The 25,893-nt window shown below is 72.3% G+C and carries 20 protein-coding genes and 2 pseudogenes; 11 read left to right on the top strand and 11 right to left on the bottom strand.

Annotated features, from left to right (window positions below; genetic code table 11):
- The first annotated feature begins 73 nt into the window (after nucleotides 1-73).
- Together ACFY5C_RS07355 and ACFY5C_RS07350 are read left to right on the top strand one after the other, a co-directional pair.
- Nucleotides 74-883, top strand: a complete 810-nt coding sequence (locus tag ACFY5C_RS07355; protein WP_389442197.1) for a hypothetical protein — start codon at nucleotides 74-76, stop codon at nucleotides 881-883.
- Between the two features lie 107 nt (nucleotides 884-990).
- The gene (locus tag ACFY5C_RS07350) at nucleotides 991-2,961 is read left to right on the top strand and encodes a protein-arginine deiminase domain-containing protein (RefSeq protein WP_389441534.1); all 1,971 of its coding nucleotides are present in this window, start codon (nucleotides 991-993) and stop codon (nucleotides 2,959-2,961) included.
- Nucleotides 2,962-3,053: 92 nt separating this feature from the next.
- Here the strand turns inward: ACFY5C_RS07350 and ACFY5C_RS07345 are convergent, their stop codons facing one another.
- Together ACFY5C_RS07345 and ACFY5C_RS07340 are read right to left on the bottom strand one after the other, a co-directional pair.
- Complete coding sequence (locus tag ACFY5C_RS07345; protein ID WP_389441532.1) at nucleotides 3,054-3,770, bottom strand: hypothetical protein; 717 nt, start codon at nucleotides 3,768-3,770, stop codon at nucleotides 3,054-3,056.
- The gene (locus tag ACFY5C_RS07340; RefSeq protein ID WP_389441530.1) at nucleotides 3,760-4,284 is read right to left on the bottom strand and encodes a SigE family RNA polymerase sigma factor; all 525 of its coding nucleotides are present in this window, start codon (nucleotides 4,282-4,284) and stop codon (nucleotides 3,760-3,762) included. The genes ACFY5C_RS07345 and ACFY5C_RS07340 overlap by 11 nt, the downstream gene beginning before the upstream one ends.
- Nucleotides 4,285-4,518: 234 nt before the next feature.
- Here ACFY5C_RS07340 and ACFY5C_RS07335 point away from each other — a divergent pair, with 234 nt between their 5' ends.
- Together ACFY5C_RS07335 and ACFY5C_RS07330 are read left to right on the top strand one after the other, a co-directional pair.
- Nucleotides 4,519-5,592 carry a sigma factor-like helix-turn-helix DNA-binding protein gene (locus ACFY5C_RS07335; RefSeq protein WP_389441527.1) on the top strand — a complete coding sequence of 358 codons (1,074 nt, stop codon included), beginning with the start codon at nucleotides 4,519-4,521 and terminating at the stop codon, nucleotides 5,590-5,592.
- 104 nt (nucleotides 5,593-5,696) lie between these two features.
- Nucleotides 5,697-7,367 carry a transglycosylase domain-containing protein gene (locus tag ACFY5C_RS07330; RefSeq protein ID WP_389441524.1) on the top strand — a complete coding sequence of 557 codons (1,671 nt, stop codon included), beginning with the start codon at nucleotides 5,697-5,699 and terminating at the stop codon, nucleotides 7,365-7,367.
- 242 nt (nucleotides 7,368-7,609) lie between these two features.
- Here ACFY5C_RS07330 and ACFY5C_RS07325 read toward each other — a convergent pair whose 3' ends face one another.
- From ACFY5C_RS07325 to ACFY5C_RS07295, 7 genes and pseudogenes are all read right to left on the bottom strand, one after another.
- Nucleotides 7,610-8,332 carry a DUF4232 domain-containing protein gene (locus ACFY5C_RS07325; RefSeq protein ID WP_389441521.1) on the bottom strand — a complete coding sequence of 241 codons (723 nt, stop codon included), beginning with the start codon at nucleotides 8,330-8,332 and terminating at the stop codon, nucleotides 7,610-7,612.
- A 228-nt stretch (nucleotides 8,333-8,560) separates the two neighbouring features.
- Entirely contained in the window at nucleotides 8,561-9,697 is a 1,137-nt protein-coding gene (locus ACFY5C_RS07320) for a CU044_5270 family protein (protein WP_389441518.1), read from the bottom strand.
- On the bottom strand, nucleotides 9,694-10,377 hold the full coding sequence (locus tag ACFY5C_RS07315; RefSeq protein WP_389441516.1) for an RNA polymerase sigma factor: 684 nt from the start codon (nucleotides 10,375-10,377) through the stop codon (nucleotides 9,694-9,696). Before ACFY5C_RS07315 ends, ACFY5C_RS07320 begins: the two co-directional genes overlap by 4 nt.
- Nucleotides 10,378-10,856: 479 nt before the next feature.
- Nucleotides 10,857-11,771 carry a calcium-binding protein gene (locus tag ACFY5C_RS07310; RefSeq protein ID WP_389441513.1) on the bottom strand — a complete coding sequence of 305 codons (915 nt, stop codon included), beginning with the start codon at nucleotides 11,769-11,771 and terminating at the stop codon, nucleotides 10,857-10,859.
- A gap of 239 nt (nucleotides 11,772-12,010) precedes the next feature.
- Nucleotides 12,011-12,373, bottom strand: coding sequence for an FAD-binding domain-containing protein (locus tag ACFY5C_RS07305; protein ID WP_389441510.1), 363 nt, complete (start codon nucleotides 12,371-12,373; stop codon nucleotides 12,011-12,013).
- 300 nt (nucleotides 12,374-12,673) lie between these two features.
- Nucleotides 12,674-14,203 carry an SDR family oxidoreductase gene (locus ACFY5C_RS07300; protein WP_389441507.1) on the bottom strand — a complete coding sequence of 510 codons (1,530 nt, stop codon included), beginning with the start codon at nucleotides 14,201-14,203 and terminating at the stop codon, nucleotides 12,674-12,676.
- Nucleotides 14,204-14,370: 167 nt separating this feature from the next.
- Nucleotides 14,371-14,573: pseudogene (locus ACFY5C_RS07295) on the bottom strand (NAD(P)-dependent oxidoreductase); the annotation flags it as partial.
- 216 nt (nucleotides 14,574-14,789) lie between these two features.
- Between ACFY5C_RS07295 and ACFY5C_RS07290 the strand changes: the two are divergent.
- From ACFY5C_RS07290 to ACFY5C_RS07275, 4 genes and pseudogenes are all read left to right on the top strand, one after another.
- Nucleotides 14,790-15,124 (top strand): annotated as a pseudogene (locus tag ACFY5C_RS07290) (MerR family transcriptional regulator); the annotation flags it as partial.
- A 234-nt stretch (nucleotides 15,125-15,358) separates the two neighbouring features.
- Nucleotides 15,359-15,562 (top strand): cold-shock protein, encoded by a 204-nt coding sequence (locus tag ACFY5C_RS07285; protein ID WP_007383480.1) that lies wholly within the window; start codon nucleotides 15,359-15,361, stop codon nucleotides 15,560-15,562.
- A gap of 161 nt (nucleotides 15,563-15,723) precedes the next feature.
- Nucleotides 15,724-16,011: an SCO5918 family protein gene (locus ACFY5C_RS07280; RefSeq protein ID WP_389441504.1), complete on the top strand. Its 288-nt coding sequence runs from the start codon at nucleotides 15,724-15,726 to the stop codon at nucleotides 16,009-16,011.
- Nucleotides 16,012-16,065: 54 nt separating this feature from the next.
- Nucleotides 16,066-16,470: a hypothetical protein gene (locus ACFY5C_RS07275; RefSeq protein ID WP_389441502.1), complete on the top strand. Its 405-nt coding sequence runs from the start codon at nucleotides 16,066-16,068 to the stop codon at nucleotides 16,468-16,470.
- 12 nt (nucleotides 16,471-16,482) lie between these two features.
- Here ACFY5C_RS07275 and ACFY5C_RS07270 read toward each other — a convergent pair whose 3' ends face one another.
- On the bottom strand, nucleotides 16,483-18,537 hold the full coding sequence (locus ACFY5C_RS07270) for a glycoside hydrolase (protein WP_389441501.1): 2,055 nt from the start codon (nucleotides 18,535-18,537) through the stop codon (nucleotides 16,483-16,485).
- A 258-nt stretch (nucleotides 18,538-18,795) separates the two neighbouring features.
- Between ACFY5C_RS07270 and ACFY5C_RS07265 the strand changes: the two genes are divergently transcribed.
- Together ACFY5C_RS07265 and ACFY5C_RS07260 are read left to right on the top strand one after the other, a co-directional pair.
- Entirely contained in the window at nucleotides 18,796-19,797 is a 1,002-nt protein-coding gene (locus ACFY5C_RS07265; RefSeq protein ID WP_389442194.1) for a LacI family DNA-binding transcriptional regulator, read from the top strand.
- Nucleotides 19,798-19,899: 102 nt separating this feature from the next.
- Nucleotides 19,900-20,829, top strand: coding sequence for a hypothetical protein (locus ACFY5C_RS07260; protein WP_389441498.1), 930 nt, complete (start codon nucleotides 19,900-19,902; stop codon nucleotides 20,827-20,829).
- A gap of 18 nt (nucleotides 20,830-20,847) precedes the next feature.
- On the opposite strand, the gene ACFY5C_RS07255 is transcribed toward ACFY5C_RS07260, so the two are convergent.
- Complete coding sequence (locus ACFY5C_RS07255) at nucleotides 20,848-24,735, bottom strand: WD40 repeat domain-containing protein (protein ID WP_389441495.1); 3,888 nt, start codon at nucleotides 24,733-24,735, stop codon at nucleotides 20,848-20,850.
- 284 nt (nucleotides 24,736-25,019) lie between these two features.
- Between ACFY5C_RS07255 and ACFY5C_RS07250 the strand changes: the two genes are divergently transcribed.
- On the top strand, nucleotides 25,020-25,892 hold the full coding sequence (locus tag ACFY5C_RS07250) for a glycoside hydrolase family 16 protein (RefSeq protein WP_389441493.1): 873 nt from the start codon (nucleotides 25,020-25,022) through the stop codon (nucleotides 25,890-25,892).
- Nucleotide 25,893: the final 1 nt, after the last annotated feature.

The following is a 25,893-nucleotide window of genomic DNA, read 5'->3' as shown; positions in this document are numbered from 1 at the left end:
GTGACAGAGCGGGGAGCCGGCGCAGAACGCCGCCGGCTCCCCGCTATCGCCGCCCCGGAAGGAACCTCCCGTGATGAACCGCCACCTGCGCAACGCCGTCGTCGCCGCCACCGCGATCACCGCCGGGCTGCTGACTACGGCGTGCCAGAACGGCTCCGACGCCGACGCGGCCGGCAAGAGCAGGACCGGCGCGACCGCGGTCGCGGAAAAGGCGTCGGACTCCAAGGCGTCGAAGGGATCCCGGAGCTCGCAGGGCTCCAAGGGCGTCAGCGGCTCGTTCACGGACGGCAAGGTCACCTATCTCGCCCCGGGCAAGTACATCGTGTCCGTACCGGGCAAGGAGGACCAGCAGTTCCTGGTCGCCGACGACACCGAGGTCTACGGCGCCGGCACGATCTGCGGCGAGGCGGGCGCGAAGGTGGACGCGCCGTGCACGCTGGACCAGTTGGAGGCGGCCACCAAGAAGGACGCCGTGAGCGCCGACGTGAAGATGAGGAACGGCATCGCGACCCTGGTGACCGAACGGCGCGCCGCGCAGCAGGACGCCGGCTCCGGCGGTGGTTCCGACTCCCGCGAGACCGTGGTCGAGGGCATCGACAAGGGCAAGGGCGTCAACGGCACCTGGTTCGGCAACGTCTCCTACCTGGCGCCGGGCAAGTACACGGTCTCCGACATGAAGGGCGTCGAGCAGCAGTTCCTCATCGCCGAGGACACCGCGATCTGGGGCTACGGCGACATCTGCGGTGACGCGGACACGGGTGAAGGCGGCCAGGGCGGCACCGAGTGCACCGAGGCCGAACTGGAGACGGCCGCCAAGAAGGGCTTCAGCGCCGAGGTCGTGATCAGCAACGGCATCGCCACCAGCATCCGCGACGAGCACTGAGCCACTGCTCGCCTCCGACCCTGCAGTAAGTCTCGCCTCACAGTGAACGCACAACGCCTTGTTCCGCCTCTTGTACGGCGACACCCCTCAACTGAGAGGAACGCGCCGTGCGTTCACGTACACGGATCCGCATACGTCCGTACCCCGCCGGCTCCTTCGTCCTGGCTCTCGCCGCCGCGGGATCCGTGCTGGCGGGTCCGGCCCACTCGGCGCCGGCCGCCGGGCCGTCCGGCCCGGCCGATCTGCGCGCGGATGTGAACCGCGACGGGCGGGTCGACGTCACCGGCGGTACCGACGCACACCGCGAGGACCGCTGGTCGGTCGAGCGCGGCGCGGTGTATCTGCCCAACGTCGACGACGACACCAAGCGGTGTCCCGTCACCGGCCCCGGCGGCAGACCGCTGTCCGACGCCAAGCTGGCCGCCTGCAACGACGGAACGGACAAGAAGGTCAACGGCAGCGCGGACGCCGCCGACCTCGCCCGGGTCCGTTCCGTGCCCATGCCCGACGTCCCGGCGAGTGCCAAGGGCAGCCTGAAGGTCACCACGGGTGGCGCGCACACGCACCTCTTCCTCAAGCGTGCCAGCGGCTGGGTCCTGGTGACGTCCGGGACCCGGCTGACCGCCGCCGAGCTGCGTTCCGGTGTGGAGTTCGGTGTCGAGGCCACCGACGTCGTCCGGGACAGCGCCAAGTGGGACGGGCGGGCGGTGATCCGGCTGACGGTGACGTCCGGGCAGACGTCCACGTCCGACGCCGTCACCCTGCGCGTCGCGCCGCTGCTGACCCAGCATCACCTGCAGAACACCCAGCAGGTGATGGTGTCCAAGGTGCAGGGCGACGGCCCGGACAGCCGCCTCCAGCGGGAGTTCGTCACCGCGCTCGAGAAGGAGGTCAAGAAGGCCGGGATCACCACGCCGCTGGTCACCTTCGAGAAGTACGCCGACCGCTGGGCCCAGGACTTCGTCGAACCGGCCTACGTCAGCATGACCGGGCCGGGCGGCAAGCGGCACGTGATGCGCGTGATGCTGCGCTCCGCCCAGCCGGACCGGGACGCCGGGCGGGAACTGTTCGAGAAGGTACGCGGCCGGGACATCGGCGTCGTGCAGGTGACCGACCGTGCGGAACCCGACGACTGGTCGCTGAACTCCATGGGCAACCTGGAGACCGTCCCGCCCTACAGGCACGGCGGGCGCTCGTTCCCGGCCGGTCGCATCATCATGGGCGAGCGCAAGGACAGCGGGGCGCGGCCGTCGAAGGTGATGCGCACCATGCTCAAGTCGCAGGGTCTGCAGGACCCGTTGCTGCTGGACACCTCCTGGCTGGGCGTCGGGCACGTCGACGAGTTCGTACAGTTCCTGCCCGCCGACACCCCGCGCGGCTGGCGCATCGGCGTCGCCGACCCGCAGGCGGGGCTGCGGCTGCTGCGCGACGCCAAGCGCGACGGCCACGGTACGACGAAGATGTTCTCCGTCCCGGGCCGCGCCGACACCCCCGCGCCGAAGGAGACCATCGACCAGGCGCTCGCCTCCCGGCACCTGGTGGCCGACAACGAGATGGCGTCGCGGCGCATCGCGGCCAACCTGGAGATCCTGAAGCGCGAGACGGGCGTCACCGCCGGCGAGATCGTGCGGGTGCCCGCGCTGTACACCCGTGATTCGGAGGCCTTGACCTCCGATGGCCAGGAGGTTCCCGTGCCGCGTCTGACGCGCATGGGCGCCGGCTCCGACCTCGTGGAAAGCCTCAAGGACAACGGCCAGCAGAAGTGGCTCGCCGAGAACCCGGCCGGCTCGCGTGCGGCGGCCCCGGCGACGGTGACGACCAGCGCGTACGTTCCCGGAGCGGTCAACGGCGTGCTCCTGGGCCGCGACCGCTACCTCGCTCCGCGCCAGTGGGGACCCGTCGTCAACGGCAAGGACATCTTCACGGAAGCGGCGACCGCCGTGTACCGGGAGGTGGGGCTGAAGGTGTCGTACATCGACGACTGGTACACCTACCACCTCGGCATGGGCGAGGTGCACTGCGGCACCAACACCCTGCGCGACGCGTCGGCCTCATGGTGGCGGCTCTCGGCACGGTGACGGGCAGCAACCCCGCGCAAGGCCGGCCCGGCCGTCACGTACGGCTGGTCCGGCCCGGTGGGCTCGTGGCTCTCCCTGTGGGCTCAGGTCGGCTACCCCACCCCTCCCTCCACAGGCACCGACACATCAGCCGAAGGATCGGCCGTAGGTTTCGCCCCCGTGGTGACCGAGATGCGTTCGCCCAGGCCGACCCGGGCGTAGAACGACTTGGCGTCCTCGGGCCCGAGGGCGATCAGGGAGCCGCCGACGCGCAAGCCGGTCAGGGACTTGAGCTGTGAGGTGAAGGCGCCGACGTAGAGCGGCTGGTCGTTCCCGTCGCGCAACTCGACCACATACGGGACGGCCACCACGGCGCGGTCCTTGGAAGGGATGTCGACAGGCAGGTCTCGCTGCTCCCGCTTCGTGACCACCGTCATCGAGGCCGTCGGGAGGCCCGGGGCAGCACGTGCCGACTCCCACAGGATCGGCACCGGCCGGCCGCCGAAGGTGAGGGTGCCACCGGGCAGGTCGAGGGTGCCGGAGACGGGCTCCGGACTGGTCGGGGACGGTGGGGAGGGCAGGGAGGGACCGGCCGGCGTCGCGGCCGGGGTGCGGAGCCGGTCCGGGTGGTCCGGGGTGCTGCCGAGGTGGAGCGTCAGAACGACGGCCAGTGCGGTGAGGCCGGCTGTTCCCGCCCCCAGGGTCGCCGCGACCCGGCGGCGGCGCCTGCGGCGCAGCGCACGGCCACGGATCTCGGCGCCGGCGGCGACCGGCTGGGTCGCCTCGGCGGCGGCCAACTCACGCAGTGCGGCAGAGAGTTCATCGGACACGGCCGCTCTCCTTCCGGACCGGCTCGTCGGCCCCGTCCTCCGCGAGACGCTCCGCCAGCGCGGCCCGCCCCCGCGCCAGCCTCGCCTTGACCGTCCCCACGGGCGCGCCGGTCTCGGAGGCTACCTGCTGCACGCTCAGATCACACAAATGGTGCAGGACGATCGCCATCCGCTGCGCCTCGGGCAGTTCACGCAGGGCCGCCACGAGCGCGGTGTGCTCGGGTCCCGGTCCGGGCGTCGAGTCGGGCGGCGGAGTGCCCCGCACCAGTTCCAGCCAGCGTTTCGCCCGCCGCCAGCGGCTCACCGCCAGCCGCATGGCCACCGTGCGTATCCACGCCTCGGGGGCACTGTCCGCCAGGAACTGCCTGCGCCGGTCCCAGGCACGAACGAACGCTTCCTGTACGACGTCCTGGGCCTCGCCGTGGTCTCCGGTGAAGGCGTAGAGCTGTCCGGTCAGCCGGGGGAACGCGGCCGCGTAGAAGACGTCGAACTCGTCCTCGGTCACGCCCACCACCCCCGCTCCCCGACCGGATTCCGTGCTCTTTGCGTTTCCTTGCAACCCGGCCGCCCCGCCCGTGCGTACAGGTCCCGTAGGTCCCACTGGATCGCGTAGGCCGCATCCAGTGAAGCGCAACCCATCAGGAAGACGGTGCACGGGGGTTTCAGGCTCCCTTTTCCTCAACGGTGTTGGGCACCTGCGCATCCGGCCACGCGCCACGACCCAGTCCCCGAGCCGAAGGACCCCCACGTGCCACCCACCCACGCCGTACTCCCCGCCGGCCATGACTTCGCCACCTACGCCCGGACGCACTGGTCCCGGCTGGTCGTGACCGCGCGGCTGCTCACCGACGACGCCGGTGCGGCACAGGAGTTGGTGCGGAGAACGCTGGTGCGGATGTGCGCGCGGTGGCGCGCAGTTCCCCGCGACGACGTGGACTTCCATGTGCGGCGTTGTCTGGTGCAGACCCATTTGCGCCCGCTGCGCGGGAGGCGGGCCGCGCGGCGGCGGACGGTTCTGGTGCTGCGGATCTGGGAGGGGCTGGCGGACGCGGAGATCGCCCAGCTGCTGGGCTGCTCCGTGGGTGCGGTCCGTGCGCAGGCCCGGCACGGGCTGAAAGAGGCCGGCGACGAACCCGTACGGCTGCGTGAGATGTACGCCCGTGCCGTCGAGGACCTCGTCCCGTCCGAGGTGCCGCTCGCCGACCTCCGGACCCAGGGCCGTGCCCGGCGGCGGCGCCGGCTCGCCGTGACCTCGACCGCCTGCGTGGCCCTGCTCACGCCGGTGACGGTCGCCCTCCTCAGCGTCGACCAGATCGGGGGCGGTGCGCGGGACGGAGTGTCCGGAGCCCGGGGCCAGCATGCGACGACGAGCCCGATCCGGGTCGTGGCCCCGGGCGAGCGGGTGACCGTGGGGCCGGGGGTACGGGTGTGGCTCACGGCGGACGGGGGGCACTGGTCGGTGCCCGACGCCCTCCCACAGGACGACAACCACCTCCCCGTCGACGACCCGGGCGGCGCCGCGGCGGCCGTCTCCGTGCGGGCGGACACCGTGCAGGGCGGCTTCCTCCTGTCGGGCCTCTTCCGCGGCCTGCGCGGTGAGCCGAGCCACGTCGAGGTGAGAACCGGCGACGGCAACACCACGGCGAAAGTCCTCGTCCTGGCCGGCAGTCCGGGCTGGGGCGTCTGGTACGCGCCCGTCCCGCTGCCCGGCGAGGACATGAAGGCCCTCCTCTCCCTGGGTGGGGACCAGCGGATCGTCACCGTGTTCGACGCCTCGGGCAAGGTCGCCGCACGGTCCGGCCGCGAATGGTGGCGGATATGAACCCGGCACGGTGGCTGAGGAAGGGCAGGACGGCGAGCGGGACGAAGGCAAGGACAAGGGGCGGGAAGACGGACAGGACCTCCACGCCCCGCCACCGTGAACGCGTGCCGCTGCGGGTCCGGTTCCGCCGCACCCGGGGCCGACGACTCCGCCGGCTGCTCTACGCCTTCCTGGCGCTGATCGCCACGCTCTGCGCGACGGCCGTCGTGGCGTACCACCTGACCACCATTCCCGAGCCGCACCCCGAGACCGTCACCCAGAGCACCGTGTTCCTCGACGCGGACGGCGCGTATCTGGGCCGGCGCGGACCGGTCGACCGGCAGGACGTCCCGCTGTCGGCGGTGCCCCGGCATGTGCAGGACGCGGTGATCGCCGCGGAGAACCGCTCCTTCCGTACGGACAGAGGGGTCTCGCCGCGGGCCATTGCGCGGGCGTCGTTGGCGACGCTGACGGGCGGCGATCCGCAGGGCGGCTCCACCATCACCCAGCAGTACGTGAAGAACGCGCTGCTGAGCCCGGAGCGTTCGCTGACCCGCAAGGCGCGCGAGGCGCTCATCGCGATCAAGCTGGACCGCACCCGCGGCAAGGACGAGATCCTGGAGGGCTATCTCAACACCGTGTACTTCGGCAGGGGGGCCGCCGGGATCCAGTCCGCCGCGCGCAACTACTTCGGCGTGGACGCGAAGAACCTGACGGTCGCGCAGGGCGCCGCGCTCGCGTCCATCGTCAACATCCCCTCGTACTACGAGAAGGCGGGCTCCGATCCGAAGGTGACCGCGAAGCTACGCAGCCGCTGGGAGTGGGTGCTCGACGCGATGGTGGCGAGCAGGAGCATCACGGCGGAGCAGCGGGCCGGGGCGCGTTTCCCGGCGTTCCGGTTCTATCCGCCGGGCGAGACCGAGGGGCAGCGGCAGTATCTGATCGACGTCGCCGCGCAGGAGGCCGCCGACCGGCTCGGCATCACCGAGGACCAGCTCGCGCGCGGCGGCTACAACGTGACGACCACCTTCGACCTGGCACTCCAGGACACCGCCACGCAACGGGTCGCCGAGCATCCCGGAGGCAAGGGCGGGGTGCGGCTGCACACCGCGGTGGTGGGGATGGTGCCGGGCGACGGAGCGGTACGGCTGCTGTACGGGGGGTCGGACTACGCGCGCCAGCCCTTCAACGACGCCGTGAGCGGGGCGGTGGAGGCGGGGACCGCCCTGGACCCGTTCGCCAAGCTGCCGCGGGCCGCGGACGAGCCACTGCGCGCCCTGCTCAGGACCCCGGCGCCGACCCCGCTGAAGCTGGCATCGGCCTACGCGACGGTCGCGGCGAACGGTGAGTACGCCGCCCCGTACACCGTCGCGCGGATCACCCAGGCGGGCCGTACGGTCTACAAGGCACGGCCGGACGTGCGGCAGCTGCTGGGCGGGAAGGAAGCGTTCGTGGCGGGTGTGATGACCGGGGCCGGGCCGGTCCCCGGGGGCGTCCGCCCGGCGGAGACGAAAGGGTTCACCACCGAGGGGGCAGGTGGCGGAACCGCCCGGCGGACCGTGTGGACCACCGGCTACGACAGCCGGCTCACCCTGACGGTCGCGCTGTTCGCCGACCGGGCAGGCAGCAGGAAGGGCACGACGGCACCCGCCCGGCTGCCGAACGAGCCGCCGCCGACCGAGTTCGCCGAGAGCGTGGCCACGGCGATCTGGGGTGCCGCCACGAAGGGGGACCCGTCAGGCACCGAGAAGGAGGAAGCGGTCAGGCAGCCCTCCTCGGTGCCTTCGCCGGGGTGAGCGGCGGGGCGGGGCGCCGGATGCACGACGGAGGGTGGTGCGCGGTCGGCGCTGGCAGGTCGCTGCCTGGCCATCGACGAAGCCCGGCCGTCGGTTGGGTCCCGGACGTGTCTCCGGGCCGCCCCCGACAGACCGGGGATGCAACCATTCCCTGCAGAGCTGGAACCCCCGGAAGCCGACCGCGCATCAAAGACCATAGCCGCGGGCACTGACAACGCGGTCGGCGACGACCTGGCGCCACGTCACCAGACGAGGGCGTCCTCCATCTCCTGCTGCCAGTACGTGACCTTGAGCGAGTCGTCGACGTGGACGCCCTTCGCGGGCAGGGACGGGTTGGCGCCCCTACCGACGCTCTCGTTGCCGGAGCGGCCCTGGAAGTAGACCGACAGGGACTTCACGGTGTGGCCGTTCGTGCCGCTGCCGTCGGCTGCCGAGAGGTTCACGGAGGCGTAGCCGGACTCGCCCGGCTGGAGCGTGACGACTGCCTGAGGCTGCGAGTCCTCGATGACCGGGGGCACGGACTGGGCCTCGCCGAAGCGGACGGCGGGGTAGCCGTAGAGGTAGCAGGTCTTGCTGCCGGTGTTCGTCACCGTGAGCAGCATGTGGTTCAGGGGCCGGTTCAGCGGGGCGGCCACCGTCCTGGTGTTGGAGCCCTCGCAGGTGACCGGCTTGGCGGAGGAGGTGGCGGGCGTCTTCGACGTGGGGGTGTGGGCCGCGGTGCCCGAGCCGTTGGTGGAGGCCTTGGCGCCCGAGGAGCCCGCGGAGTTCGAGGAGGAGTCGGAGCCGGCGTCCGGAGCAGCGGTGCCGGCGGACTGGCTCGTGCTCGTGGAGGGCGGCACCTTCGACGACGCACCCTCGTCCTGGACGCCCGATCCGTTGCTGCAGGCGCCCAGGGAGAGTGTCGCGAGGACTGCGGTCGCGGCGGCGCCGGCCAGGCGGATGCGGGAGGTGCGGAGCTTCGACATGTGGCTGTGCCCTTCGTGTTCCGGTGGATGGTGACTGGATGACCGAAGCTTGTGCGGTGATCCGTCCCAGCGGCCACGGATGACGGGCAGTTGGGGACGCCGGAACGCTGGAACGCCCTCTGAGCAGGGAGAACACGGCCGCCCTGGAACGCTTTTCTGGGACACGAGAGCTCTCGCAACGACTCTCTTCCCGAGGTTCGTTGCGAGAGTTTGGGGTCGTGGGGCGGGTCAGCCGGCCTGTGACGGGGTCTGCTTCACGCCGTCGACCACGGCCCTGTTGATGACCGCGCTCGTGTAGAGCACCGTGCCGGGCTTGATCAGAGCTGCTTCGCCGGTGGCCTTGCGCACCTGGACGCTGCGGTCCCCGAGGAAGACATGGGTCTTCTTGTCGAAGATCCACTCCTCGCGCTGGCCGCTGGTCTCGTCGAGCCGGGCCACCGCGACGCCGTGCCGGCCCACCGCGTCCACGGCGTCGTTCACGACGACGACGCCCGGGATCTTCTCGGCGGCCTTGAAGAGCGCCGAGTAGAGCTCCGCCGGTGGGTAGCTCTCGCCGAGCAGGTCCCCGATCGTGGTGAACGCCTGCTGGTCGGGCGAGTTGCCCATCCCCTCCGTCTCCTTGTAGATCTTGGCCAGCAGTTCGTCGGGGTCGGTGGTGAGCTCGGCCAGGTAGTCGTACGACGGAGCGTTCAGGTACGCCTTGGGCGTGTTGCCCTGCTCGTCGGGGAGGCTCAGGGTCTCGCCCTCGGGGCTGTCGTTGACCGCGGGGTCGATCAGCCAGCCCTTGGTGCCGTCGGCGGACCTCCACACCTGGCGGCGGTGCAGCTGGTGGCTGGCCAGGCTGGTCCTGTCGCCGACGGTCTTGACGAAGGTGTCGGCCGTCCTGGACTCGACGTAGACGTACTGGCCGGGCTTGACGGTCGGGTGGGTCGCGTCGGCCGCCGCCAGCGAGATCTGGTCGAGCAGTCGCGGGACACCCTCGGCGCTCGCGGCGCCGACCTGCGTGGTCAGGGCGGGTCCCGTCGCGAGGGCACCGTCCCTGGCGCCGTCACCGCCGCCCCGGGCTCCGCCACCGCCGGACACCGCGAACCCGGCGACGACGATGCCGGCCACAGCGGCCGCCATGGCGGGCAGCACGATCGCCGGACGCGGCAGCCGGAACCGTCGTACCTCCGCATCGGCTTCGGGGACCGCCGGGGCTCCCGTCGCCGTGCGCTCTTCCCGCTGCATGTCGTGGATCTGGGCCATCAGGCGCTCCCTGTGGAACTCGTGACGGCCCACCGGCAGGTCACGCGCCGTCCGGGACAGGAGCTCTGCACTGTCATCCCGCTCTGCCGGGTGCTGCCGGGACGTGTTCGCGTTCATCGGTTTCCTTCCTGTGCGGGCCGTATCGCGTTTGTGCGGTCGCCTCTTATCTGTCGGCCGAGCGGGCCGCCTTCCCGGTTTCCGCGAACTTTCCCGCTCTGCCTGTCGGTTGCCGGCCGGACGGCTTCGGCGACAGAACGCGCCGACGCCGCCTCAGCCTCCGCTCGCGCACGCAGCTTCTTGCGGGCCCGGGAGAGCCGGGAGGCCACCGTTCCGACCGGAATCCCCAGCGCCTCGGCCGCGGCCTCGTAGTCCAGGCCCTCCCCCAGGCACAGCGTGATCACCTCGCGCTCCGGTCTGCGCAGCGCGGCGAGCGAGGTGAGGGCCGTCGCGAGGCGACGCCGGTCGTCGACCCGGTCGGCCACCTCGTCGGCGTGGTCGGCCACCGACAGCTCAGCCGCCGCGGCCGCGGTGGCCGCCGCACGGTAACGCCGGTTGCTCCGGTACTGATTGCGCGCGGTGTTGGTGGCGATGCCCAGCAGCCAGGGCCGCAGCGAACCGCCCTCCGGCTCGACCCGGTCGCGCAGCCGCCATGCCTCCAGGAAGGTCGCCGCCATCACGTCCTCGGCCACCGACCAGTCGGCGGTCAGCCGGAAGGCATGGTTGTAGACCGCTCGGGAGTAGGTGTCGAAGAGCTCAGCGAACGCGCTCGACTCCCCGGCCCGTACCCGGGTACGCATATGAGTGCTCACCTCAATGAGCTGTCCGGCACCCCGCACCGACTTCCCGTGACCTGCGTCACACTCGGGGGCCACACGCCGGGGAACGAACACCCCGCATGCTCTCACCCGGCCGCTCGGACCGGAGGCCTGGCCGGTCAGCCGGGAGGCCTGGCCGGTCGGACGGGAGGCCTGGCCGGTCGGCCGACGCGGTGCCGTCAGGCGGCTGCCAACCGCTCTGGCTGCGCGTCCGTGCTCGTGGTCCTGCCGACGGCGGGCTTCCTCGTCGTGGTGCTGCTGGCGGCGCTGAGGTCACCGTCAACGCGCACATCAGCCGCCTCCTCACCCGCACCGGCTGCGCCAACAGCGTCCAGGCAGCCGTACCGGCGCACGACGCCGGACTGCTCGACGACCGCTGAACCGGCGGGCAAGCCCTGGTACGGACGGCGGACCGGGGAGCTGAGCCGGGCCTCCCCGGTCCGCTGCCGTGCCGGCCCGGATCAGTCCTGGTGCTCGACGTCCGTGCCGGGGCCGCCCGACAGCGTGTCCGCGCCCGGGCCGCCGTACAGCCTGTCGTTGCCGCTGTTGCCGAACAGCGTGTCGTCGCCGCTGTTTCCGTACAGGATGTCGGCGCCGGGGCCGCCGTAGAGGAAGTCGCTTCCGGTGCCGCCGCGAAGGGTGTCGTTGCCGTCCGAGCCGTTCAGGCGCTGGCGGCCCGCTCCGCCGTAGAGGAGGTCGTTGCCCGCACCCCCGTCCGCGTCGCTCTCCTCGCCGTCGAGGTGGATCGTGTCGACGCCGCCCTGGCCCATCGCGATGGAGGATTCGGAGCCGTGGATCGTGTCGTTGCCGTCCCCGGCCCGTACCGTCCCCGCGATGCCCAGCTTGACGGTGTCGTCGCCGGATCCGCCCTGGACGTCGTTGCCGTCGACGCTGCCGGTGTGGGTGTAGGTGTCCTTGCCGGCGCCCAGGTCTATCGCGGCCAAGTAGTAGGTCTGGTCGGTGGCGTTGTCGTAGGTGATGGTGTCGTCGCCGTCGCCGAGATGCATGTACAGGATGGCGTAGGGGTCCTGGCTCTCCAGGGTGGTCTGCGTGCAGGAGACCCTGGTGCGGTCCGCGCTGTCGGGGTGGGTGCAGGCCTCCCCCGTGGGCGCGATGTCGATCGGGACCACGTCGTCGATGACGTAGGTGATGCTCGCCAGGCCGTCGGAGGCCGTCGCGGTGACGGTGGTCTTGTTGGCCTGACCGGACGCCGCCGTGTAGACGATCGACTTGCCGTCGACTCCCACGGTGGCCGCCAGCGTCGCGGCGCCGGCCACCGCCGGCAGGGCGATCGACGCGGTCAGCGCCGTGCCGATGGCCAGGGTCAGGGCGGACGCTGCGGTTAAGGCCTTGCGGCGGACGGGGCGAGAGAACATGGGTCAACCTCCGTGAGAAACATGTGGTTACGACAACCACAAGTGACTCGCGGGGTCTGTGGGGGGTTGTGCCGGGATTTGTACGGTCGCGTCGCGCCGTGGCATCGGGAAGAGGTGCCCGGGGCGGCCTGACCAGCGGCTATCACTGCGGCGAGACGCGGCTCGACACCTCGCTGTCGGGCAGGCGTCGTCAGGAATTCACCGGCCCCGCTCCTCCCGGAACCGGTTGGCGCCCGCCGTCAACTCCACGGTCGGGGCGGGGTGGTCCAGGCCCACGCGGGGCCGGGTCGTCGAGGGCCGGAACCCGGTGGACCGTGCGGCCGTCGAGGGCGCGGCCGTCGGGGAGTTCGGGAGTCAGCGGCGTACGCACTCGCCATCGGGGTCGCAACGGAGGCCTTGGACGCGGGGGTTGAGGACCGGTTGGGACGGGTGTCCGTGCCGGTGCAGGCCACCCACTGCCGGCTGAGCTGGTTGATGGCGAGGAAGCCGGCCGCGAGGAGGCGGGTCCGGCCCGGCATCCAGCCCTCGTGGCTCAGTTGCCGCACGGCCGCGTCGACGACGGGGTGGCCCGTGCGGCCCTCCTGCCGGGCTTCGGTGTCCATCCCGGCGCGGCACCGGCGGCCGTGCATGGGCGGTGGTCGTGGTCGGCCGCGTCCGGGGCGGTGGTCGTCGTCGGCCGCGTCCGGGGCGGTGGTCGTCGTCGGCCGCGTCCGGGGCGGTGGTCGTCGTCGGTCGCGTCGGGGCGGTGGTCGTCGTCGACCGCGTCCGGGGCGGTAGTCGTCGTCGACCGCGTCGGGGCCGTGGTCGTCGTCGACCGCGTCGGGGCCGTGGTCGTCGTCGACCGCGTCGGGGCCGTGGTCGTCGTCGGCCGCGTCGGGGCGGGCCGCCAGGACCTGGCTCCCTCAGCGTGTACGGGCCGGTCGACCGTGGGCCGGATCGTCGGCGGCCGACTCGGCGGCGGCGGCGATGTTGCGGGTCATGCCGCCGAAGACCGCGGCATGGAAGGGCGCCACGCCCCACCAGTACACGTGCCCGGCGAGTCCGTGCGGATGGAACAGTGCCCGCTGCCGGTACACCGTACGCCCCTGCGGGTCCTGGTCGACCGTCATCTCCAGCCAGGCCAGGCCCGGCAGCCGCATCTCCGCCCGCAGCCTCAGCAGCCGGCCCGGCTCGATCTCCTCCACCCGCCAGAAGTCCAGGCTGTCGCCGACCCGCAGCCGGTTCGCGTCCCGGCGGCCCCTGCGCAGCCCCACTCCGCCGGCCAGCGTGTCCAGCCAGCCGCGCACGGACCAGGCCACCGGCGAGGAATACCAGCCGTTCTCGCCGCCGATCGCCTCGACCACCCGCCACAGCGCTTGCGGCGACGCCGCGACGGTGCGCTCACGGTCGTCGGTGTAGAGGCTGCCGCCCGCCCAGTCGGGGTCGGTCGGCAGCGGATCGCTGGGTGCGCTGGGTGTCGAGGCCGAGGACCACCGTGTGGCCACGTCCGCGTCCTGCACGCGCCGCAGAGCCAGCCGGATCGCGCGGTCGAGGCCGACGGGCCCGTCCGGCGGATCCGGCACGTACCCGACGATGTCCCGTTCGGCGCACACCACCTCGTGCTTCAGCGACTCGACCAGCGGGCGGGCGAGCGCCCCCGGCACCGGGGTGATCAGACCGACCCAGAGGCTGGACAGCCGGGGGGTGAGCAGCGGCACGGGGACGATGACGCGCCTGCGCAGTCCGGCGACGGCGGCGTACCGCCGCATCATCTCCTCGTAGCTGAGGATGTCCGGTCCACCGATGTCGAAGGTGCGGTTCACGTCGTACGGCAGCCGCGCGCATCCCACGAGCAGGCGGAGCACGTCGCGCACGGCGATCGGCTGGATGCGGGTGCGCACCCAGCTCGGGGTCACCATCGCGGGGAGCCGCTCGGTCAGATACCGCAGCATCTCGAACGACGCCGACCCCGACCCGATGATCACAGCCGCCCGCAGTACGGCCGCCGGCACGCCCGAGGCCAGGAGGATGCGGCCCACTTCGGCGCGGGAGCGCAGGTGGGGCGAGAGCTCGTGCTCGGGTACGCCTGCCGGGGTCAGCCCGCCGAGGTAGACGATCCGGCGGACCCCGGCGGCACGCGCCCGCTCACCGAAGATCCTCGCCGCCCGCCGGTCGGTCTCCTCGAAGCCCCGTCCCGTACCCAGCGCGTGCACCAGGTAGTAGGCGACGTCGACCCCCTCCATCGCCGCCCGCACGGACCCCTCGTCCGTCACGTCCCCCCGGACGGCCTCCACCTGTCCGGCCCACGGATGGTCCCGCAACTTGCCGGGCGTACGGGCCAGACACCGCACGGAGTGCCCGGCGGCCAACAACTCGGGCACCAGCCGGCCGCCCAGATAGCCGGTTGCACCGGTGACCAGACAGCGCAGCGGCCGGTCCGCGGGAACCGTCATGGGCCTCATTCCTCCGGGAGCACGTGCCCTCCCGGGCACCTCAGCCCATGCTTGGATCCGGGGACGGGTCCCGCAACCGCAGCGGACCCTTTGAGCTCTACGCTCGTCGGCTTCTTCCAGGGGGCCGCCGTCCTCCAGGCGCGAGGACTGGAGGCGAGCAGCATGGAGACCGCCCTGCCGCCGCCGTAGTAGTGGAGCAGCGTGTCCGGTGCGCCGACGGCCGCCGGTACGTTCCTGACCGCCCCGCCCAGGAACCGGGCGCCGCGGCCGGCCGCCCAGGCGGCCATGGTGCGGGCGCCGGCGGGCGAGCCGCTGTTCAAGGTGACCAGGCACGCCCGGACAAGTCCGCCCCGGCGGGCTCCAGGAGGGAGCGGGTGTCCTCGAACTGGTCAGGCGGGTGACGACAGCCCGGGCCTTTCGTCGACACATAGCCTGATCCGGGGGGCGGGGAAAGTCTGTCGCAGCGGGATCACATATCCCGGACTGTCGGCGCTAGGGTTGTGGCGCGAGGCAGAGGTGATGAACCGTTCGGAGCGCGGGTGCGCCCGCCCGGGCCCCTCGCCGCATCCCCGAATCGAAGGGTGCCATGCCCGCCGAGAAGACCCCCGTCGCGGGAACCTCGACGCCGACGACTATCCCGCCTGCACCATGGGGCGAGCCGCCGACGTTCTCGGCACCACTCCCGCCTTCCTGAGGGCCATCGGGGAGACCGAGTTGATCACTCCGCTGCGTTCACGAGGTGGTCACCGCCGGTACTCGCGGCGCCAGCCGCGCATCGCCGCCCGCGCGTGCGAGCTCGTCGGGCAGGGCGCTCCCATCGAGGCGGCCTGCCGGATCATCTCCTTCGAGGACCGGCCGGCGGACACTCTCCGACTGAGCCGGGACATGCGCCGAAAGCTGGACGAGTGCGGCCCGGATACCTGGTCCCGCCACTACAGAAATGCGGGTTGCTGTCGGATGAGAATCAATACTCGATGCCGAAAACACACGGGTACGGACGCCCGAGCTGTGTTAGCGTGATACCAGTTGCAGTTTTGGTTGCCAGAGATTTGTTTCTTTGCAGAGCTTTCCGGATCTTTCCGGAGGGGTGATCATCGCGGCGACTCGGGCCCGTAAAGTGCGGAGTCCGGCACTGCCCCCCAAGGGAGATTCAATATGGCATCTGGCACCGTGAAGTGGTTCAACGCGGAAAAGGGCTTCGGCTTCATCGAGCAGGACGGCGGCGGCGCTGACGTGTTCGCCCACTACTCGAACATCGCCACCAGCGGCTTCCGCGAGCTTCAGGAAGGCCAGAAGGTTACCTTCGACGTCACGCAGGGCCAGAAGGGCCCGCAGGCCGAGAACATCGTTCCCGCCTGACGCTGACGCGTACTACGTGGCTGGGGCCCGCGCTCTTGGGGTGCGGGCCCCAGCTGTTTGCATTTCTTGACGTTCCCGGATTGTCAACAGCCTCGGATTCACCGCCGAGAGGTCCGGATTTTCGAATTCCTTCGGCTCATTCTCGTGCCGTGGAGGCATCCATGCGTTGCGTCATCGCCCGTTTCCCCTTCGACCTGATCAAGAGCGAGGTCGAACAGTCGATGAGCGGCATCACGCCCGAACCGGTCAGTGGCGTGGCCGTGACGATCGGCCGCCGCGTGTACCCCGTGATGCAGGTCGGGGAAGTGATCACCAGGCAGAACCGCCGCGACTTCACCGCGGGTGAGATGCGCCGGGCACTGACCAGACTGGGTTTCGTCTGCCACGACACGCCGCCGGTGCCGCCGACCCGGGACGCGCGAGCTGACGAAGGTGCGCTCGGCTGGTGACGCCTCACCTCCCGCCACGCCGCGGCGCGCGTCGTCGGGCTAGGCTCCGGAGGCATGACGCACCCTGACGACCTTCTCGTCGAGATCGCCGCGATGGTGGAGTCGCGGCACAGCAGCCAGATGTCCCTGACCGTGGTGGTTCCGGGAGCCGTCATCACGGGTCGGCTGGCACCGGAATCCCTGTGGAAGGAGCGGGTGGCCGAGGTCCTGCGGGACTCCGAGCACCTGGGGCAGTTCGCCCCCGCGTTCACCCGGCGCCGAGGCGGCCACGAGGACGACCACCAGGACGGCGAAGGCCGCGGGCCGGACCACGGTGACCGGCCCACGCACCTCCACTTCCACGTCGCCCGAATCCTCCAGGGCAGTTTCGGCATCCCCGACACCGGTGGCATGTACCGGGTCGCCCTGGAGGACGTGAGCGCCTGGACCATCGGCGACATCGGTTACTCGGACCAGTAAGGGCCGGACGCCCTACTCGGACCCCGCGCCCGTCACATCGGTCACCTTCCACCGCTGGTTGGCGCCGGAGTTGGCCAACCACACGCCGACCCCGGCGCCTTCGTTCGTGGACTGCCCGGAGACGTCGGCGAGACGGCCGGTCGCGGCGTTGACCAGGGTCCAGGTGCCGTCGCCCGTCGTGGACATGATCCACTGGGCGGCGCCGTCCCGGCGTCCCTCGTCCGGCTCGGCCACCAGGGCCCCGTCGCGGACAGCCAGGCGCTTGCCGTCGCTCGCCTCGGTGAAGGCGTACCGCTTGCGGTTGTCGGAGCCGCTGATCTGCTCCACCCGCCACTGCTGACCGCTGGGGTCGGCGGCGTCGGCGCTCTTGATGACCAGTCCGGTGCCGTTGTCGGCGAGGGTGAGGTCCTTGCCGCTCTGGACGCCGGTCAGCCGGTAGGTGTGGCCCTTGTTCAGTTCGGCCGCGTCCTTCGCGACGCCGGACACGCCCTTGACGAGGAACGACGTCACCGACTGGGCGGGCACCGTGACCGTGGCCTGCTCACCGTTGACCCGGACCGCCTCGTGCCGCTCCAGCTTGCCGTCGGCGCTGGTCACCACCGGGGTGACGGTGGCCCGGGAGGAGACCCGGCCGAACTTCGACAGGTCGAGGGTGACCTCGCGTGCCTCGGTGGTGCTGTTGACGTGGACGACGGTGGCCGCGTCGCCCTTGCGGGAGACGGCCGCGGTGCTGGAGGTGTCGTTCGTCTTGATCAGCCGGTCGCCGGGCTTGATGTAGTGGGTGAAGTTCCGGGCGGTGTCGAACTTGGTGTTGGTGTAGATCGGGCAGGACTCGAGCGTGTCCTTCGACGTGCAGCTGAACGACAGCTGGATCTCGCCCCAGTTGCCGCCCTTCGCGGACTCGCCGCCCGGCTTCATGTTGTCGTAGTCCTCGACGGGCTGCCAGAACACCCAGGCGCTGGGCTCCAGTTCGCGCAGGTCGTCGACGATGCGCTGGGCGAGGCCGAGGCCGGGCCGCATGTCCGTGAAGCTCTGGCCGTCGCCCCAGTCGCCCTCGACCTCGCTCATCCACAGCGGCTTGTCCGCGGCCTTGGCCAGGTCGCGGACGGTGGTGCGCCGGCCGGTGCCGTAGGTGTGGACGTTCATCTGGCCGACGAGGTCGCGCACTTGCTGGGGGTAGGAGTTCCAGTTCGTGGCGAAGGTGCCGGGGTTGGTCTCGTCCATCGCGGAGATCTCCGCGTGGGTACGGGACTTGGCCAGGGTCGGGCCCAGCGCGCTGATCACCTTCTGCTGGAGTTCGGGACCGATGTGGGCGCCTTCCTGACGGCCGCCGACGGGCTCACCGTCCGGGCCGAGCCGGGTGCCCCAGTAGTCCGTGTTCGGCTCGTTGAACGGGTCCAGGGTGTCGACCTTGATGCCGTGCGCCTTCTCCAGTCGTTCGGTCGCGCCGACCAGGTACTTGGCGAAGTCGTCGACGGACTCGGTCTTGAGCTGGTCCTTGCCCGCGTCGAAGTTGCCGGAGACGTAGCCGCTCTCGGTCATGAACCAGGGCGGCGAGTTGCTGAACGTCTCCCAGTGGGTGATGTCCTTCTTGATGCGGTCGATCCACCAGCGCTGCGTCTTGTCGGCCTTGTTGTTCCAGTCGGCCGGATCGTCGGCGTCCCACCAGTCGACGTCCTCACGGGTGGTGCCCGCCGGGGCCTTCCACCAGCCCTGGACCGCGCCGCCGGCCCGCAGGTAGTCCTTGACGTCGGGGGCGTTGCCGCCGCCGATGTTGTAGCGGGCGATGTTCAGCGCGAGACCGTCGTTGCCGAAGAGGAGCCCCGCCAGCCTCTCGCGTATCGCGGGCGGGTAGTCGCCGGTCGCGTTGGCGAACCAGACCAGGCTGGTGCCCCAGCCCTCGAACTTCTCCTGCTTGTAGGAGGGGTCGGGCACGACGGTGACCGCAGCGGCGGCGGTCGTCTCCGCGTGCGCGGCCGGCAGCGCGGTGGCGGCCAGCACGGTCCCGGTCGCGAGGGCCGTGATGCCGACCCCCAGGAGCCTTCTCTTACGGGTGCGGTGTGCCATGTCGAGTACTCCAGCGGGGTTCGGTTCGGTGCGTTCTGGTGTGTTCTCGTGTGATTTCTGTTCGGAATGTTTACGTAAACATGCGTTGGCGGGATGTCTACACTGTCCGAATCTCAGGGGTCAAGGAGTCGTCCGGAACCGAAAGTTGCGCAGTCCGGAGACCTGGTGGGCAAGGTGGGCAAAATGGGCACAGCGGACGGTGACGCCACACCGGCGGGGACGCGGAAGCGCGCCGCCCGCCCCCGTCAGGGCGCCTCCATGGCCGACGTCGCGCGCCTCGCCGGGGTCTCCTCCCAGACCGTCTCCCGCGTCTCCAACGGCTTCCCGGGCGTGAACGAGCAGACCCGGCAGCAGGTCCTGGCCGCGATGCGGGAGGTGGGCTACCGGCCCAACAGCGCCGCACGGGCCCTCAGGCGCGGTGAGTTCCGCACCCTCGGCGTGATCACCTTCTCCCTCTCCACCATGGGAAACATCCGCACCCTGGAGGCGATCGCGACCTCCGCCGCCCAGCACGGTTACGCCGTCACCCTGCTGCCGGTCGCCGTCCCCACCCAGGACGAGGTGAACGGCGCCTTCTCCCGCCTCGGCGAACTCGCCGTGGACGCGGTCATCGTCATCATGGAGATCCATCTGCTCGACGCGGCCACGGTTTCCCTGCCGCCCGGCGTCCAGGTCGTCGTCGCCGACTCGGACGCCGGAGACCGCTACACCGTCGTCGACACCGACCAGGCGGGCGGCGCCCGCGACGCCGTACGGCATCTGCTGGACCTCGGGCATGACACGGTGTGGCACCTCGCCGGGCCGGAGGACTCCTTCGCCGCGCAGCGCCGTGCCAACGCGTGGCGCGGCGCGCTCACGGAGGCGGGCGCGGCCCCGCCGCCCCTGGTGCGCGGGGACTGGTCGGCGGAGTCCGGCTACCGGGCCGGTCTGCGGCTCGCCGAACAGCCGGACTGCACGGCGGTGTTCGCCGCCAACGACCAGATGGCGCTGGGCCTGCTGCGCGCCCTGCACGAACGCGGCCGGACGGTCCCCGACGACGTCAGCGTCATCGGCTTCGACGACATCCCCGAGTCCGCGTCCTTCCTGCCCCCGCTCACCACCATCCACCAGGACTTCGCCGAGGTGGGCCGCCTCTGTGTCGAGGGGGTCCTGAGCAAGATGCGGCACGGCGGCCCCGACCACGGCACGACGCTCGTGCCGACCCGGCTCGTGGGGCGCCGGAGCACGGCGCCGCCGCCGAAGGGCATTGTTCGCGGCTGAGTGCGGGGTGACCGAACAATCCGTGCCCGCGTTGGACTGGTCCCACGGCGCCGGGGGTCCGGCCCGTGCAGACGGGATCAGCGCACGGAGAGGGGTCGTTCGATGGGCAAGAGGGGGAGCGTCGTCGCCGTGGTGGCCGCCGCAGGGCTGGTTCTGGCTCTCGGCGGGTGCGGGGGCGGGGCGGACGAGGGCGGGACGGACGACGCGCCGGGGACCTCGGGCAAGGGGTCGGCCGCACCGACGCCGGCGAAGTCACCGTCCCAGCAGCTGGTCAAGTGGGTCGGCGGCCTGTGCGAGTCGACGGTGGCGCTCAAGGATCTGCGGTCGGACAGCGCCGCCGACCTGAAGGAGATCCAGAAGTCGGGGGCCCAGGGCGACCTGGTCGCCAAAGCCCGCGCAATCGGCTACCTCACCAGCACGCCGTCGGCGGTGCGGGACGTGGAGAGCGGCCTGGCGGACCTCGGCCCGTCCGGCGTCCCCGCGGCCGACCGGCTGCGCGACGCCTGGCTGAAGAAGGTGCGGAGCGTCGTGGCCGACCTCGACGAGATGGCCCCGCACCCGGCCGCCGGTGACGCCGAGGGCAGCGCCGCGGACATCGACAAGCTCGTGCAGTCCCTCACCTCGCCCCAGCCGGACCTGCCCGCGCTGACCAAGAAGGACGCGCGACTCGCGGCCGCCCACGAGCGGGCGGAGCAGTGCGCCCCGGGCTGGAGGCCCGACGGCCGGGGCGAGGACACCGCCTCACCGGCACCCGACCCCGACGGCCCGCTCCCGAAGGCGGCCGACGGCAGGAACTACGGCGCCTGCTCGGACGGCGCGTGCGAGGTCCTGGTGACCTCCACGGCGAACATCACGGCGAACGACGTCGACGTGCACGTCTCCCTGGGCGACGACTACGTCACCTTCCAGACGGCGGGCACCCTGATGCAGCTCGGCGGCGCGGGCGGTGAGGCCGGCTTCGGCGACCGGCTGAAGGCGACCGTCGTCGCACACAACAAGGACGGCGCCGTACTGAAGTTCACGAGCCCCTGAGCCCGCCCCCGACCGCGTCTAGCGCCCCTCGCACACGTCCCGGTACCCGAGTTGCGGCAGCCGTTCCTCCCATTCGGCGCGGGTCAGGACGCCGCCGGTGCGGTCGCAGACGTAGGCCGCCGCGCGGTCCGTGTCGAGGGTCCACACGCGGGCCGTCAGGTCGTAGCCGACGGAGGCGAGGGTGGTGCCGTCCGCGCCGAACGCGACAGAGGTGACGGTGTCCGTGTGGCCGGTGAGTTCCCGGCCGGAGGGCTCGGCGCGGGCGGGGTCGGTCACGTCCCACAGCCGGACGGTGTGGTCGCCGCTGCCGGTCGCCAGGGTCCGGCCGTCCGGGGCGAAGGCAAGCGCCCTGACCGCCCCTCGGTGCTCGGCCAGCTCCTCCCCCAGCGGACGCACGCCGTCCGGCCCTCGCACGTCCCACAGCCGGACGGTGCGGTCGTCACTGCCGGTGGCCAGCGTCGTCCCGTCCGGGGCGAAGGCCACCGCGTTGACCGGCTCGTCGTGCCCGGTGAGGGCGGCGCCCGCGGGCCGTGCCCGGGTCCGGTCGCCCTGACCGCCCACGTGCCACAGCCGTGCCGTGTCATCCTCGGCGCCGGTGGCGAGGAGCCGGCCGTCGGCACTGAAGGCCACAGACGTGACGGCGTCCGTGTGGCCGCGCAGGGGTTCGCCGAGCTGCCGTGCGTGATCCGGTCGGCGTACGTCCCACAGCCGCGCGGTGTCGTCCTCGCCGCCGGTGGCCAGCGTGCGGCCGTCCCGGGCGAAGGCGGCGGTGAGGACACCGCCGTCGTGCGCGTCGAGCGGTTCGCCGAGCGGGGCGGGGCGTTCGGGCGTGGAGAGGTCCCACAGGCGTACGGTTCCGTCCCTCGAACCGGCGGCCAGCGTACGGCCGTCCGGGGCGAAGGCCACGGCCGGCACCGCGTCCTCATGGCCGAGCGTCCGCGGGATCCGGCGCGGACGGTCCGGACGGCGTACGTCCCACAGGCGGATCAGGCCGTCGTCGGTGCTGGCGACGGCGAGCAGACCACCGTCGGGGCGGAAGGCGACCGCGGTGAGCGGGTTGGTGAAGTCGGTGAGGACGGTGGGCGGCCGGTGCCACAGCAGGACGCTGCCGTCGGCGCCCGCGCTGGCGAGGGTGCGGCCGTCGGGGCTGAAGGCCACCTCCCACACGGCCTCGGTGTGCCCGGTCAGCGGCTCCCCGAGCTGTTGCGGATAGGCGGGGTTGGCCACGTTCCACAGCAGGGGCCGGTCGTCCTCGCCCGCGGTCGCCAGGGTCTCGCCGTCGGAGCTGAACGTCACGGACATGACGGGCGCGGTGTGCCCCGTGAGCGGTTCGCCCAGGGGCCGCACACGGCCGGGGTCGGACGCGTCCCACAGGCGTACGGTCTCGTCGAAGCCGCCCGAGGCCAGCGTGCGGCCGTCCGGGGCGAACGCCAGCGTCCAGACCGGGTCGGAGTGTTCCCGCAGCGGCTTGCCGAGCGGTGCGATCCCGGGTCCGTCCTCGTTCCCGGCGTCCTCGCCGAACCGCCACATCCGTACGGTCCCGTCGTATCCGCCGGTGGCCAGAATCTCCCCGTCCGGGGCGAACGCGACCGCGCGGACGCTGCGCGCCTCGGACCCGTCGGCGTCGGCGGGCTCGCCGATCGGCGCGGGGCGGGCCGGGTCGGTCACGTCCCACAGCTGTACGGTGCCGTCGTCGCCGGCGGTGGCGAGCGTCCGGCCGTCGGGGGCGAACGCGGCGGCGACGACGTTCTGGGCGTCGTGACTCACGAGCGGCCGGCTGAGAGCGCGGGGCCGCGACCGGTCGTGCACATCCCATAGCTGGATGCCGCCGCCCTTCCCGGTGGCCGCGAGCAGGTCACCGTCCGGCGGGGAGAAGGCGACCGCGCCGACACCTCCCGTACGCAGGCGCAGCGGTTCGCCCAGCGGCTTGCCCGCGTCCGTGTCCCACAGCCGGACCAGGCCGTCATGGCCGCCGCTCGCGAGCGTGCGGCCGTCGGGCGCGTACGCCACGGAGCCGGCGACACCGTCGTGGCCGGGCAGCCGGGTGGCCAGCACCCGGCCCGCGTCCGAGGCCAGCCGGGTCCGCAGGTCGGCGGTGGAACGCATCCGGTACGCGGCCACGTCGAGCCGGGCGGCCACCCCGGCCTGGGTGTCGCGGACCCGGTCGGCCTCGGCGGTGAGCCGGCCGAAGACGGCGTCGTCCCGTTCGGCCTGCGCGGTGGCGCGGGCCTGGAGGGCGACGACCGCGGTGCCGGTGGCGAGCAGGGCGAGCGCGGCGAGGACGGCCACGACCGCCCGGCGCAGCAGCGCGGCGCGGTGCCGGCGCCGGAGCGATGCGGTGAGGAACTGCCGCTCCAGCGGCGTGAGTTCCTCACCGCGGCCGCCCTCGGGCGCGGTGTCGCGGGGGAAGGCGTCGCGGGCGGCGGACAGGCGGGACCCGGCGTACAGCGCGGCGTTCTCCTGCCCGAGCGCCTGCCAGGTGCGGGCCGCCTCGGAGAGCGAGCGGTGGACACGCAGCCGGTCGCGTTCGGCGTCGATCCAGGCGCGCAGGCGGGGCCAGGCGGTGATGAGGGCCTCGTGGGCGAGGTCGACGATGCCGTCGTCGAAGGTGATGAGACGGGCCCGGACCAGCCGTTCCAGCACCACCCGGGTATCGGCGGGGTTGCCGAGGTCGAGCTCGGCGTGGTCGGTGGGGCGGCGGGTGTCCGGCGCACCTGGGCCGACCTCCCGGCCGCGCTCGATCCGGGGGGACTCCCAGCCGGGGGCGACGAGGCGGAGCAGGACCCTTCGGGCCGACTCGGCCTGCGGTGCGGTGAGTTCGCCGTACACCTGCTCGGCCGTGCGGACGACGGCGCCGTGCAGTTCACCGGCCGCCTCGTACGCGCTCTCGGTCAGGACGCGGCCGCTGCGGTGGCGCCAGGTCTCCAGCAGGGCGTGCGACATCATCGGCAGTCCGCCGGGGGCGCCCTCGACCGCGTCCAGGAGGCGGTCGGTCAGGGCACGTTCGACGATCAGGCCGGCCGTGGCGGCCGGGCGGACGATGGCCTCGCGCAGCTCGGCCCGGCTCATCGGCCCGGCGAGCAGCGTGGCGTCCTGCAACGCGGCGGTGAGGCCCGGGTGTTCGGCGCAGCGGCCCAGGAAGTCGGCCCGCACCGCGATGACGACCCGCAGCCGGCTGTCGGCGTCGGTGGCCGCGACGAGCCGGTCGATGAAGGCGTCCCGGTCGGCCGGGTCGGCGCCGAGCGTGTACAGCTCCTCGAACTGGTCGACGATCAGCCAGGTGTCGGCATCGGTGTCCGGAACGGGCACGAGCCGCCCGGCGTGGGTGCGCAGCGGGTCCGCGCCGGGCGTCAGGATGCGTACGGCCGCGGGAGGCACGTCGCGGGGATCGCCGCCCTCGCCCGGGGTGCGCAGCCGGGGGATCAACCCGGCCCGCAGCAGCGAGGACTTGCCGCTGCCGGACGGGCCGAAGACCGCCGTGAACCGGTGCTTGCGGTTCAGCTCGGTCAGCCGCTCCACGAGCTGGTCGCGGCCGAAGAACAGATCGGCGTCGCCCAGTTCGAACCGGGTCAGGCCACGGTACGGCGGCCGGGCGCTGTCGTCGGCCTCGGCGGCCTCGGCGGCCAGCTCGTCCGACACCTCGCGCCAGCGCCGCTCCCACTCGATCACGTCGCCGCCGCACGCCTTGACGTACGCGAGCGTGACGGCGCGGGAGGGCAGCTGCTTCCCGGCGGCCGCCTGCGACAGGGTGGTCACCCCGTAGCGCGCCCGCTCGGCCATCGCCCGGTAGGTGGGCTTCCCCGCGGACTCGCGCAGGGCGCGCAGCTCGGCGGCGAAGCGCGGTACCGGTCCGGCCTGCGGATCAAGCTCGCCCTCGGTGCGCCCCGGCCCCGGCTGTCCCGACACGTGGCCCGCCCTCCCCTTCGGTCACCTTCGATCGACTCTCCGTCATATCGCCGGTCCAGGCACGGGCGTTCACCCGATCCACACGCTTCCTCCAGGCCACTCGGTTCGGTTCACGCCTCCTGTTTGTTCGGTGCCGGGGACGGGCCTGCCGAACAACCCCGCACGGCGGTCGACTGACGGTGGGACGTGGCCAGGACGGCCATGGCGCGGTCCGAGCCCCGCAAGGGGGGAGGGCTCGGCCCGCCGCTCCCGCTGCCCCGTACCCGACCCGCTGAAGGGGAGTCATGCACCGACGACTTCGCGCCCGGCACCTCGCCGTGGGGCTCGGCGCGGCAGCCCTCGGGCTGACGCTCACCGCGGCCACGGTGAACGCCGCACCCGGCCGTACGACGACCACCGCGGCCGATCCCGCGGCGACCGCCGCCGAACGGTACGGCTGGGGCGACCCGCTGCCCCAGGGGTCGGACGAGTTCGACTACGGCTCCGAGGCCGAGCCGGCCGTACCGGACCGCGACCGCTGGCGCCTGGCGGGCGGCGGCCCCGACAAGTGCTGGCCCGGCCACAGCGGCAACGGCCGCCGCTGCGACGTCAACACCCGCGTCGTCGGCGGCATCCTGCGCATGACCGGGGACGCGGACGGCGACACCGGCTGGCTGGCCTCGTCGTACGGGCAGAGGTACGGCCGGTGGGAGGCCCGCGTCCGCTCCCGGGCCACCGCCCCCGACAACGGGCGGCAGTACCACCCGCTGCTGATCCTGTGGCCGGACTCGAACCGGCACCCCGAGGACGGCGAGTACGACTACCTGGAGAACGGCGCCCCGGGCGAGCAGTGCGCCGAGGCCTTCCTGCACTACCCGCACCCCGAAGACGTGCCCGTGCAGCAGGAGTTCGCGCAGAAGTGCGGCGTGGACCTGACGCGGTGGCACAACGTCGCCGTCGAGTGGACCCCGGCCCACGTGCGCGGCTTCATCGACGGCGAGGAGTGGTTCCGCTTCGCCGACGGGGCGGACGACGACCGCGACTGCATGCAGTGCGCCCCGTCGATGCACCAGACCGTCCAGCTCGACAACTTCCACGGTGACGACCTGCAGAGCGCGGTCTACGAAGTGGACTGGGCCCGGGTCTACGACCTGCCGGACCACGAAAGCGTGAGGTGAA

Source organism: Streptomyces sp. NPDC012935, from assembly GCF_042900345.1.
Lineage (GTDB): Bacteria > Actinomycetota > Actinomycetes > Streptomycetales > Streptomycetaceae > Streptomyces.
This window is presented reverse-complemented; position numbering and strand designations above follow the sequence as displayed.

Excerpts from the sequence above, each read along its gene's own strand:
- ACFY5C_RS07355 (WP_389442197.1), top strand. The coding sequence starts at position 74 with ATGAACCGCCACCTGCGCAACGCCGTCGTCGCCGCCACCGCGATCACC.
- ACFY5C_RS07325 (WP_389441521.1), bottom strand. The coding sequence starts at position 8,332 with ATGTCGAAGCTCCGCACCTCCCGCATCCGCCTGGCCGGCGCCGCCGCG.
- ACFY5C_RS07320 (WP_389441518.1), bottom strand. The coding sequence starts at position 9,697 with ATGAACGCGAACACGTCCCGGCAGCACCCGGCAGAGCGGGATGACAGT.
- ACFY5C_RS07315 (WP_389441516.1), bottom strand. The coding sequence starts at position 10,377 with ATGCGTACCCGGGTACGGGCCGGGGAGTCGAGCGCGTTCGCTGAGCTC.
- ACFY5C_RS07310 (WP_389441513.1), bottom strand. The coding sequence starts at position 11,771 with ATGTTCTCTCGCCCCGTCCGCCGCAAGGCCTTAACCGCAGCGTCCGCC.
- ACFY5C_RS07305 (WP_389441510.1), bottom strand. The coding sequence starts at position 12,373 with ATGGACACCGAAGCCCGGCAGGAGGGCCGCACGGGCCACCCCGTCGTC.
- ACFY5C_RS07300 (WP_389441507.1), bottom strand. The coding sequence starts at position 14,203 with ATGACGGTTCCCGCGGACCGGCCGCTGCGCTGTCTGGTCACCGGTGCA.
- ACFY5C_RS07285 (WP_007383480.1), top strand. The coding sequence starts at position 15,359 with ATGGCATCTGGCACCGTGAAGTGGTTCAACGCGGAAAAGGGCTTCGGC.
- ACFY5C_RS07280 (WP_389441504.1), top strand. The coding sequence starts at position 15,724 with ATGCGTTGCGTCATCGCCCGTTTCCCCTTCGACCTGATCAAGAGCGAG.
- ACFY5C_RS07275 (WP_389441502.1), top strand. The coding sequence starts at position 16,066 with ATGACGCACCCTGACGACCTTCTCGTCGAGATCGCCGCGATGGTGGAG.
- ACFY5C_RS07270 (WP_389441501.1), bottom strand. The coding sequence starts at position 18,537 with ATGGCACACCGCACCCGTAAGAGAAGGCTCCTGGGGGTCGGCATCACG.
- ACFY5C_RS07265 (WP_389442194.1), top strand. The coding sequence starts at position 18,796 with ATGGCCGACGTCGCGCGCCTCGCCGGGGTCTCCTCCCAGACCGTCTCC.
- ACFY5C_RS07260 (WP_389441498.1), top strand. The coding sequence starts at position 19,900 with ATGGGCAAGAGGGGGAGCGTCGTCGCCGTGGTGGCCGCCGCAGGGCTG.
- ACFY5C_RS07250 (WP_389441493.1), top strand. The coding sequence starts at position 25,020 with ATGCACCGACGACTTCGCGCCCGGCACCTCGCCGTGGGGCTCGGCGCG.